The 10,032-nt window shown below is 77.5% G+C and carries 9 protein-coding genes; 3 read left to right on the forward strand and 6 right to left on the reverse strand.

Features of this window, described 5'->3' with window-relative positions; translation table 11 throughout:
• Positions 1 to 70: 70 nt before the first annotated feature.
• The 5 genes from ACRYMY_RS19055 to ACRYMY_RS19075 all read right to left on the reverse strand — a co-directional run bounded on the left by ACRYMY_RS19055 (position 71) and on the right by ACRYMY_RS19075 (position 4,832).
• Complete coding sequence (locus ACRYMY_RS19055; protein WP_432548800.1) at positions 71 to 745, reverse strand: fasciclin domain-containing protein; 675 nt, start codon at positions 743 to 745, stop codon at positions 71 to 73.
• 211 nt (positions 746 to 956) lie between these two features.
• Positions 957 to 1,694 (reverse strand): hypothetical protein, encoded by a 738-nt coding sequence (locus tag ACRYMY_RS19060; protein ID WP_432548792.1) that lies wholly within the window; start codon positions 1,692 to 1,694, stop codon positions 957 to 959.
• Positions 1,695 to 1,729: 35 nt separating this feature from the next.
• Positions 1,730 to 2,896, reverse strand: a complete 1,167-nt coding sequence (locus ACRYMY_RS19065; RefSeq protein ID WP_432548793.1) for a glycosyltransferase — start codon at positions 2,894 to 2,896, stop codon at positions 1,730 to 1,732.
• A gap of 7 nt (positions 2,897 to 2,903) precedes the next feature.
• The gene (locus ACRYMY_RS19070) at positions 2,904 to 4,001 is read right to left on the reverse strand and encodes a glycosyltransferase family 4 protein (protein ID WP_432548794.1); all 1,098 of its coding nucleotides are present in this window, start codon (positions 3,999 to 4,001) and stop codon (positions 2,904 to 2,906) included.
• A gap of 276 nt (positions 4,002 to 4,277) precedes the next feature.
• Positions 4,278 to 4,832, reverse strand: coding sequence for a TetR/AcrR family transcriptional regulator (locus ACRYMY_RS19075; RefSeq protein WP_432548795.1), 555 nt, complete (start codon positions 4,830 to 4,832; stop codon positions 4,278 to 4,280).
• Between the two features lie 172 nt (positions 4,833 to 5,004).
• Here ACRYMY_RS19075 and ACRYMY_RS19080 point away from each other — a divergent pair, with 172 nt between their 5' ends.
• The gene (locus tag ACRYMY_RS19080) at positions 5,005 to 6,624 is read left to right on the forward strand and encodes an MFS transporter (protein ID WP_432548796.1); all 1,620 of its coding nucleotides are present in this window, start codon (positions 5,005 to 5,007) and stop codon (positions 6,622 to 6,624) included.
• Between the two features lie 10 nt (positions 6,625 to 6,634).
• Here the strand turns inward: ACRYMY_RS19080 and ACRYMY_RS19085 are convergent, their stop codons facing one another.
• Entirely contained in the window at positions 6,635 to 7,255 is a 621-nt protein-coding gene (locus ACRYMY_RS19085; RefSeq protein WP_432548797.1) for a hypothetical protein, read from the reverse strand.
• A 226-nt stretch (positions 7,256 to 7,481) separates the two neighbouring features.
• On the opposite strand from ACRYMY_RS19085, the gene ACRYMY_RS19090 reads away from it, so the two are divergent.
• A complete protein-coding gene (locus tag ACRYMY_RS19090) occupies positions 7,482 to 8,096 on the forward strand; it encodes a PilZ domain-containing protein (RefSeq protein ID WP_432548798.1) in 615 nt (204 codons plus the stop codon).
• 214 nt (positions 8,097 to 8,310) lie between these two features.
• Entirely contained in the window at positions 8,311 to 9,891 is a 1,581-nt protein-coding gene (locus ACRYMY_RS19095) for a methyl-accepting chemotaxis protein (RefSeq protein ID WP_432548799.1), read from the forward strand.
• The last annotated feature ends 141 nt before the right edge of the window (positions 9,892 to 10,032 follow it).

Below are 10,032 nucleotides of genomic sequence, written 5' to 3' on the forward strand. Positions count from 1 at the left end.
CCGTGATCTTGCTGGGACTCCCTGCAAGATCACGGCGGGAAGGGGGCGGTCGGTCGGGCGAGCAGACGGGTCAGGCCGGGGGCATCAGGACGCCGTCGATCAGGTAGACGGTCGCGTTGGCGGTCTGCACGCCGCCGCAGATCACGTTCGCGCCGTTGACCATCAGCATGTCCGGCTCGCCGGAGACCTCCAGGTCACCGCCCTGGACCGTGGTCAGGGTGCCGGCGTCCGCCACCATCTGCGGGTCCATCTGGCCGGGCACCACGTGGTAGGTCAGCACCGTGGTCAGCGTCTCGGCGCCCTCGGGCGTCTGCAGCGTCTCCACCGTCGCCGGGTCCAGCGCCGCGAACGCGTCGTCGACCGGCGCGAAGACCGTGAACTCGTCGCCGTTGAGGGTGTCGACGAGGTTCACGTCCGGGTTCAGCTGACCCGAGACGGCGGCCGTCAGCTGGGTCAGCAGCGGGTTGTTCGAGGCCGCCGTGGCGACCGGGTCGTCGGTCATGCCCTCGACGGAGCCCTCGCCGTCGGGCACCTGCTCGGTGAAGTCGGCGCAGCCGGGACCCACCGGGCCGGCCATCATCTCCATCCCCGGCTCGGTGGTCTCCATGTCCTCCATGGGCGTCTCCATGGGAGTCTCCGAGGGCGCCTCGGACGTCGTCGTGGTGTCCGTGGCGGCGGTGTCCTCGCCACCGCCGCAGGCGGCCAGGCCGAGGCCGGCCGCGCTGACGAGCGCCACGAGGGACATCACCCGGCGGCGGGGCCGCACGGCGGTGACGGTCCGCTCGGTGGTGGTCGTCGGCTCGGTCGCGGGGTCGCTGGCTCGGGTCACGGGGTGCTCCTCCGGTCGCTGCGGTCGGACGCCGGTCGGCGTCCTTCACCGGGGGTTCGCGGCAGGACCCCGCCGCGGATGCGTCGATCGACCGACCGTGACCTGATCGTGACCTGAGGTGCCCTCCTCAGAGGACGGGCAAGCCCGGCGCGTGCCAGCCCTGGAAGCCCTCCGGCAGCGGCTCGTCCGGCGACCAGCGGCCCGTGACCGCCTCGCCCACCGGCTGCCAGGAGCCCTCCTCCCAGCGGTAGGTGCGCTCGCTGGTGTCCAGGCCGGTCAGGGCGTCGTCGACGAGCGCCGTGCGCCACGTCACCACGCCCGGCTCCTCGACGGTCACGCCCGCGCTGCTGGCGCGGGAGGCGTCCACCCACCACTGCTGCCCGCCCGAGAACTCGTCCGGCTCCGGCGCCGGCAGCACCTCCAGCGCGCCGTCGCGCCAGGTGAGCACCGTGAACCAGGACGTGTGCGCGCCGACCGTCGACAGGAGCAGCAGCTCCTCGCCCGCCTCGCCGTCCAGGGCGGTCGAGCCCCACCAGGCGTCCGCGCCCAGGCCGTCGCCGACCCACTCGTCCACCGGCACCGCCCGCGTCACCAGCGCGCCGGCGGCCGTCGCCACCCGCACCTCCACGCCCTCTCCCGGGGCCGCGGCGCTCACCAGCGCCACGTCGTCGGCCGCGCCGTCGCCGTCCACGTCGACCCGCTCCAGCAGGCGGCAGGCCGCGAGGTCGCCGCAGGCGTCCGGGGCCGCGACCGCGGTCCCCGGGGACCCGGGGGACCCCGGTGACGTGGCGGTCCCGCACGCGGTCCCCACCAGCAGCACCGCGGCGACGAGCGCTCCCGCGCGTCCCGGCACCCGACCCACCACGGTCCCTCCTCCAGCCCCGCGCCACCCCCGCGACGTCAGGACGCCGCAGGGTAACCCCGCGCGGACCCCCCGCGCGGGGAGTTGCCCACCGGCAGCACCGCGAGGAACTCCTCCACGGTGCGGCGGGCCGGGAACTGCTCCGCGCGCGCCCGCGCCGCGGACCGGTCCGCCGCCCCGTCGAGCACCGCGGACACCGCCGCGGCCAGCGCCACCGGTTCCCCGTCCGCGGTCAGCCCGGCCCCCGGGCCCAGCAGCTCGCCCACCGCCGACCCGGCGTGCGCGACGACGGGCGTCCCGCACGCCAGCGCCTCCAGCGCCGCCAGCCCGAACGTCTCCACCGGCCCCGGCGCCAGCGCCACGTCGGCGCGCGCCAGCGCCCGCGCCACCTCGTCCCGCCCGCGCAGGAACCCCGGGAACCGCACCGGCAGTCCCCGCGCGCGCCGCTGCAGCCGCGCCCGCTCCGGCCCGTCGCCGGCCACCAGCAGCTCCACCCGCCGCCCGTCGCGCACCAGCTCGGCCACCGCGTCCACCGCCAGGTCCACGCGCTTCTCCCGCGACAGGCGGCTGGCCACGACGAGCTGCGCGGTGCCGCCGCCCGAGCGCAGCCGCGGCGCGAACCGGTCCAGGTCCACGCCCAGCGGCACCCGGTGCACGACCGCGCCGGGCAGCCGCGCGAACTCTTCCGCCGCCCACGCCGTCGAGCACACGACGGCGTCGAAGCGCGCCGCGAGCCGGCGGTTGGAGGCGTCCGCGACGTGCCGCCACAGCGCCGCGACGGGCGAGCCGGGCCCCGGCCGGCCCGGCAGCCACGGCAGCACCACCCGGTCCAGGCGCTCGTGGCTGACCACCAGGTGCGGCACGCCGCGCTCGCCGGCCCAGCGGCCCAGCCCGCGCAGCGTCAGCCGGTCGTGCACCTCCAGGCGGTCGGGGCGGAAGGCGGCCAGCACGCGGGCGACCTCCCGGTGCCCGGGCAGCAGCCGGTACCCCGTGCCCGGCACGCGCGGGGCGGCGACCTCCCGCACGGTGCCCCACGGGCGCTCGCGCAGCGCGTCGCGCTCGCCGGGCACCACGAGCAGGACGTCGTGCCCGGCGGCGGCGTACCCGCGCGCCAGAGTGCGCAGCAGGGTGCGCACGCCCCCCGAGGCGGGGGCGACGAAGTTCGCGACGAGCGCGGTGCGCGGGGCGTTCACGGGGGCGCTCACGGGGTGCTCACCCGGCCAGGACCTCGCGGTAGGTGGCCAGCAGGTCGTCACCCACGCTGGCCCAGTCCCGCCCCGCCACCGAGGCGCGCGCCGCACCCGCCAGCTGCGCGCGCCGCACCGGGTCGCCGGCCAGCGCCGCGACGTGGTGGCGCAGGTCCCCCGCCGAGCCCGGCGCGAACAGGGTGCCGTTGACGCCCGGCTCGACCAGGTCCAGCAGGCCGCCGGCGGCGGGGGCGACCACCGGCACCCCGCTGGCCAGGGACTCCTGCGCGGCCTGGCAGAACGTCTCCGCGCGGCCGGTGTGGACGAACAGGTCCAGGGAGGCGAACGCCGCCGACAGGTCCGTGCCGCCGAGCATCCCCAGGAAGCGGGCGCGCGGCAGCAGCCGCTGCAGCTGCGCGCGCGCCGGCCCGTCACCGACGACGACCAGCCGCACCCCCGGCAGGGACTGCACGGCCGCCAGCAGGCCCAGCTCCTTCTCCGGCGCCAACCGGCCGACGTAGCCGACGAGGACCTCCCCGCGCCCGGCCAGGCGGCGGCGCAGGTCCTCGTCGCGGTGGCCGGGGGAGAAGCGCTGCAGGTCCACCCCCCGCGGCCAGCGCGAGACGCGGTCGACGCCGTGGTCGCGCAGCTGCTCGCACGCGGCGCGGCTGGGCGCCAGGGTCCGCGCGGCCATGCCGTGCACGCGGCGCACCCACCGCCACGCCGCGCGCGTCAGGCCCGTCAGCCCGTAGCGGGCCGCGTAGCCGGGCAGGTCGGTCTGGTAGACGGCCACGGCGGGCACCCCGAGGCGGCGGGCCAGCGGCGCGGCCTGCGCACCCAGGACCGCGGGCGCGGCCAGGTGCACGAGGTCGGGGCGGAAGTCGCGCAGCGCGCGCGACAGCTCCCACGTCGGGTACGCCACCCGCTGCTCGGCGTACAGGGGCAGGGGCGCGGAGGCGACGCGGACGACGCGGACGCCGTCGTGCTCGGCGGGACCGCGCCCGGGGGCCACGACGACGGCCTCGTGGCCGCGGCGGGCGAGGTGCTCGACGACGCGCAGGACGGACCCGGTGACGCCGTTGACCTGCGGCAGGAACGACTCGGTGACCACGGCGATGCGCACGTGCCCCACGGTGGACGTCGGGCCGTTGCCGCCCGGCGATCACGGCGCGGAGGGCGACTGAACGCTGCCCGAACTTCTCCCCCGCCCGCTCTCGCCCTCGCCGGCCTCCACCCCGACCCCCGCGGTGGTCATGGACGGGTGAGCGTTCAGCCGTCCACGGTCACCGCGGTCCGCAGCCCTCCGTGATCTTGCTGGGAATCCCTGCGAGATCACGGCGGGAGGAGGCGGGGTCCGGGCGGAGGGGGTGCGTCAGGGCGGGGCGCGAGGACGGGGAGGTCAGGGGCGCGGCGGGGCGAGGCGGGCGACGACGGCGAGGACGCCGTCGAGGTCGGCCTCCAGCGCCGGGCGCACGGCGCCGGTGCTGGCCTGCCCCCACAGCCCGTCGCCGACCAGCTGCAGCGTGCGGGCCAGGGCCGGGTCGCCGACCTGCTCCTCGATGAGCGCGCGCCAGGACTCCGCCGCGGCGGCGTAGCCGGCCGCGGCGCGCGGATCGCCGTCCTGGGCCAGGCGCAGCACGGCCACCATCGCGCGGTGCAGCGGGTCGTCGACGGGGGCCAGCGACGTGCGCACGTAGTAGACGGCGGCGCCCTCGGGGGCGGCGCGCATGGCGGCCAGGTCGTCGGTGACCACGCGCTCGGCGCGCGCCAGGAGGGCGTCGACGAGGGCGTCCTTGGTGGCGAAGTGGTACAGCAGCCCGCCCTTGGACACGCCCGCCTCGGCGGCGACGGCCTCCAGGGTGGCCGAGCGCGGGCCGGTGGCGACGACGACGGCCGCGAACGCGTCCAGGAGCCGTTCGCGGGTGGTGGGCAGGGGTGTCGCGGGGGCCGGCACGGGCTCCAGGGTAATCGGCTGGCCAGCGGGACCGTCCAGTCGGTACAGTTACCGTCCAGACGGTGCAGAAACTCCCCCGCGCACGCCGGGGAGCCCGCCGTCCAGCCGGTCGACGCACCTCGACGGGCCAGCGCGGCGCCACCGGCCCGCCGCGCGGCCCTGGACACCCTCCATGCCCCTGCAGCCCACGCCCCAGAACCCCACGCCCCGGCACGTGCCCGCGCCCCGCCGCACCGGCACCGGGGACCGCCGCCCCTGGCTCGCCCTGGCCGTCCTCGTCCTGCCCGTGCTGCTCGTGTCCGTCGACACGACCGTCCTCAGCTTCGCGCTGCCCGCGATCAGCACGGCGCTCGCGCCCAGCGGCACGCAGCTGCTGTGGATCGTCGACGCCTACCCGCTGGCCCTGGCCGGGCTGCTCATCCTCATGGGCTCCCTCGGCGACCGCTTCGGCCGGCGCCGCCTCCTGCTGGTCGGCGCGACCGGTTTCGGCGTCGTCTCGCTGCTGGCCTCGTTCGCCACCAGCGCCGAGCAGCTCGTCGCCGCCCGCGCCGCCCTCGGCGTGTTCGGCGCCACGCTGATGCCCTCCACGCTCTCGCTGCTGCGCAGCACGTTCCCCGACCGCGAGCGCCGCCGCACCGCGTTCGCCGTGTGGGCCGGCGCCTTCGCGGGCGGCGCGGCGCTGGGCCCGGTCGTCGGCGGCTGGCTGCTGGAGCACTTCTGGTGGGGCTCGGTCTTCCTCGTGAACGTGCCCGTCATGGTGCTGCTGCTCGTGCTCGCACCCGTGTTCGTGCGCGAGTCGAGGGACCCCGCGCCCGGGCCGGTGGACCTGCTCAGCGCCGCCCTGGCCGTCGTCGCGATGACCGGCGCGGTGTACGGGATCAAGGCGGTCGCCAAGAGCGGTGCCGCCGTCGAGGCGCTCCTGCCGCTGCTGGCCGGCGCCGCGGTCGGCGTGTGGTTCGTGCGCCGCCAGCGGTCGCTGCGCGACCCGATGCTGGACGTCGGGCTGTTCCGCGTGCCGGTGTTCCGCGCCGCCGTGCTGGCGAACCTGCTGAGCATCCTCGGCATGACCGGGATGCTGTTCGCCACCTCGCAGTACCTGCAGCTCGTCCTGGACCTGCGGCCCGTCACGGCCGGCCTGCTGCTGCTGCCGGGCGCGGTCGTGTCCATCACCGCGGGCCTGCTGGCTGCGCGGCTGGCGCGCCGGTACCGGCTGGCCACGCTCATCCCGCTCGGGCTGCTGCTGGGCACCGCCGGGTACGCGATCGCCGCCACCCTGGGGCCCGGCGGGGCGGACGCCGGCCGGCACGCCGCGCAGCTCGCGCTGGCGTTCGTCGTCCTGTCCGCCGGCACCGGGCTGGCCGAGACGCTGACCAACGACGCGATCCTGGCCACCGCGCCCGCCGAGCGCGCCGGCGCCGCCTCTGCGATCTCCGAGACGGCCTACGAGGTGGGCGCGGTGCTCGGCACCACCGTCCTGGGCAGCCTGCTCACCGGCGTCTACCGGGCGGGCGTGGAGGTCCCGGCGGCCGCCGGTGCCGAGCGGGCGTCCGCGGCGCGCGAGACGCTCGGCGGCGCCGTCGAGGTCTCCGGGGCGCTCGCCGGCACCGACGCGGCCGCGCTGCTGGAGTCCGCGCGCACGGCCTTCGCCCACGGCGTGGACGCCACCGCCCTGGCGGGGGTCGCGCTGACGCTGACGGCCGCGGTGTTCGTGCGCCGGCAGCTGCGGCGCGGGGAGACCACCGCGGCCGACGAACCCGCCGACGCGGCGGTGGGCGCCGGCGCCCGCGGCTGAGCGGGCCGCGTCAGGGCCGGCCGGGACCTGCGCCGAACAGCGCCCGCGCGCACCGGCGGTGCGCGGCGGCCACCTGGTCGGCCTGGTGCTGGGCGCCGGGCAGGACGGGCCGGCCCAGCGCGGTCGCCAGGCCCGCGGCGGCCAGGGCCCGGCGGGTCAGGGCCACGTGCAGCTGCTCCAGCCGCAGCAGCGCCGCGGCCGCGCCGTCGCGGGCGGGCCGGGCCACCGGCAGCCGGTCCACGACGGGCAGGCGGTGCAGCAGCGGCAGCGCCGCGGCCACGCGCCCCCCGGCCCAGCCGGCCGACTGCGCCACCCAGTCGGTGCGCACCGAGCGCTCCTGCATGACGGCGCGCAGCTCGGCGCGGTCGGCGGCCACCTCGCGGCGCAGGCGCTGCAGCAGCGGGCGCTCGACGGCGAGGTCGGGGTCGGCGGCCGCGCGGCGCAGCTCGGCGACGAGCGCGCTGGTCGCCACGAGCTGCTCGTTGAGGTAGCCGGCGAGCGCCGGGTCGACGCCGGGGTCGGGCTCGACGGGCCGTCCCAACCGCGACGCGACGGCCGCGCCGAGACGGGCCGGGACGCGGCGGCCGGCCTCGCGGACGCCGGTGAGCACGGCGTCGGGCACACGCAGCACTGCTGACTCCTCCTCCGGGCTCCTCCGGGTCCGTCACCCTCGCGGGACGGGTGGGTGACGCTACCGGCCGGTGGTGCCCGGGTGCTGCCCGGAGCGGGTGCGGCCGAACGGGTGAGCCGTTCTCGGCGGACACTCGCGCCGTCACGGGCAGTCACGTATCGTGTCACTGAGTCACACGACCAGCGCACGCGGGGGGACACGGATGGACGGCGGCGGCACGCTCATGATGGACGGCCCTGCCGTCGACACCACGGTCACGCTGATGCCCGCGGGGCCGGGGGACCCCGCCGTGCACACCGGCACCGTCCGCTCCTGGACCGCGGGCGCCGCCGGGCTCGTCGTCACCAGCCACGTCAGCGCCGACCCCGACGCCGTGCGCGCCCTCGACGGCCAGCGCGTCTGGGTGGCCACCGACGCCGGCGGCGAGGGCGGCGTCGTCCCCCACGCCGTCTTCCAGGCCGTCGCCCAGGCCCACCGCGCCGACGAGCTGGCCCTCACCGGCGTCATGCTGCTGGCCTCCGAGACCCGCCGCGGCGCCGTGCGCGCCCCCGCCTCCGTGCCCGTGCACGTCGAGGCGGACGGCACCGCCACCGACACCCGCACCGTCGACCTGTCCCGCTCCGGCCTGCGGCTGGAGGGCGCCGACCTGCCCGTCGACGCCGAGGTCGACGTCTCCGTGCACCTCGACGAGGGCCTCGACGTGCACGCCCGCGGGCACGTCCTGCGCGTCGACGACGAGACCGGCGAGGCCGTGGTGCGCTTCGTCGAGCTCGACCGCGACGCCGCCGAGGCGCTGGAGCGGACCGTCCTCACCGAGCTGGCCCGCCGCCCGAGGGACTGACCGCCCCGCTCCACCTCACCGCCTCCCACCGTGATCTTGCAGGGACTACCTGCAAGATCACGGTGGGACTCGTGGTGATCGTGGAAGGCTGAGCGCTCACGCGCCCGCGACCACGGCGGGAGGCGCGCCATGCTTCAGACCCCGCCCCGCCGTGCCGATGGACCACCGCGGACGTCCACCGGGACGCCCGCGGGACGCGAAGGAGCGGGCACACGTGAAGCGCGACGTCGGGCGGTCCATCGCGGCCCGCCTCCTGGTGATCGTCCTGGTGGCCGCCGTCGGCGTGGTCACCGTCACCGCACTGGCCGCCCTGCAGGTGCGCGACCGGATCACGACCGAGCGCGAGGCCGCCACCCGCGCGGTCGTCGAGACCGCCCTCGGCGTCGTGCAGCGCTACGGCGAGCGGGCGCGGGCCGGCGAGCTCACCGAGCAGGAGGCGCAGGCGCAGGCCCTCGCCGCGGTGAAGGCGCTGCGCTACTCCGGCCAGGAGTACTTCTGGGTCAACGACCTGACCCCGACCATGCTCATGCACCCGGTCAAGCCCGAGCTGGACGGCACCGACCTGTCCGGCAAGACCGACCCCGACGGCAAGCGCCTGTTCGTGGAGATGGTCGACGTGGTGCGCGCCGACGGGGCCGGGTTCGTCGACTACCAGTGGCCCAAGCCCGGTGCCGACGCGCCGCAGCCGAAGGTCTCCTACGTCGCCGGCTACGAGCCGTGGGGCTGGATCATCGGCTCCGGCGTCTACGTCGACACCGTCTCGGCCGCCGCCCTCGACGACGCGCAGCGGCTGGCCGTCGTCTGCGCGCTGGTGCTGCTGGCCTGCGCCCTGCTGTCGTGGGTCGTCGGGCGCAGCATCGTGCTGCCGATCCGCCGGGCCACCGCCGCGCTCGCCGGCGGCGACCTCGGCGCGCGCCTGGACACCGGCCGCGGGAAGACCGAGCTGGAGCAGCTGGCCGTGGCGCTCAACGGCACCCTGGCGCGCGCCGACGACGTCGTGCGCGAGGTGCGCGCCGCCGCGGGGAACCTGGACGCGGCCGCCGCGCAGCTCGTCGGCTCCAGCGACCAGATCGCCCACGGCGCCGCCGACACCAGCGACCGCGCGCAGCGGGTCAGCGCCGAGGCCGTCGACGTGACGGGCCGGATCGGCGAGCTGGCGACCGGCGCCGGCGACATGGGCACCGCCATCGCCGAGATCACCCGCAACGCGCAGGCCGTCGCGCAGATCGGCCAGGAGGCCGTGGCCGTGGCCTCCGACACCAGCCACGCCGTGGCCGAGCTGGGCCGCTCCTCCTCCGAGGTCGGCGGCGTCGTCAAGACGATCACCGCCATCGCCGAGCAGACCAACCTGCTCGCGCTCAACGCGACGATCGAGGCGGCGCGCGCCGGGGAGATGGGCAAGGGCTTCGCCGTCGTGGCCGGGGAGGTCAAGGAGCTCGCGCAGCAGACCGCCGCCGCCACCGACGACATCACCGGGCGCATCGACGCCATCCAGGCGGCCGTGGCCGACGCCGCCGCCCGCATCGGGCAGATCAGCGAGATCGTCGGGCGCATCGACGACTACCAGGGGACGATCGCCGCCGCCGTGGAGGAGCAGGCCGCCACGACCGACGGGATGAGCCAGCAGGTGGCCGCGGCGGTCGCGTCGGGCCGCGTCATCACCGGCACGCTCGACGGTGTCGTCGCCGCCGCCGAGCGCACCTCCGGCGACGTGGAGGGCATCCGCGCCGCCGCGCGCGAGCTGGCCGCGACGTCCGCGCAGCTGCAGGCCGTCGTGGGCTCCCCCACCCGCTGACCCGCCGGCCCCTCGCCCCACCCCGCCGCTCCACCCTTCCGTGTTCTTTGTTGGGAACACACCCAGATGAACGTCGTGTTGGGGGTGGGGGGGGGGGGGGGGGGGGGGGGGGGGGGGGGGGGCGGGGGGGGGGGGGGGGGG

This window comes from Kineococcus haloalkalitolerans (assembly GCF_050871905.1).
Taxonomy (GTDB): domain Bacteria; phylum Actinomycetota; class Actinomycetes; order Actinomycetales; family Kineococcaceae; genus Kineococcus.

Bases quoted from the DNA above. Each gene is read 5' to 3' on its own strand.
- ACRYMY_RS19055 (WP_432548800.1), bottom strand. From the start codon at position 745: ATGTCCCTCGTGGCGCTCGTCAGCGCGGCCGGCCTCGGCCTGGCCGCC.
- ACRYMY_RS19080 (WP_432548796.1), top strand. From the start codon at position 5,005: ATGCCCCTGCAGCCCACGCCCCAGAACCCCACGCCCCGGCACGTGCCC.
- ACRYMY_RS19090 (WP_432548798.1), top strand. From the start codon at position 7,482: ATGGACGGCCCTGCCGTCGACACCACGGTCACGCTGATGCCCGCGGGG.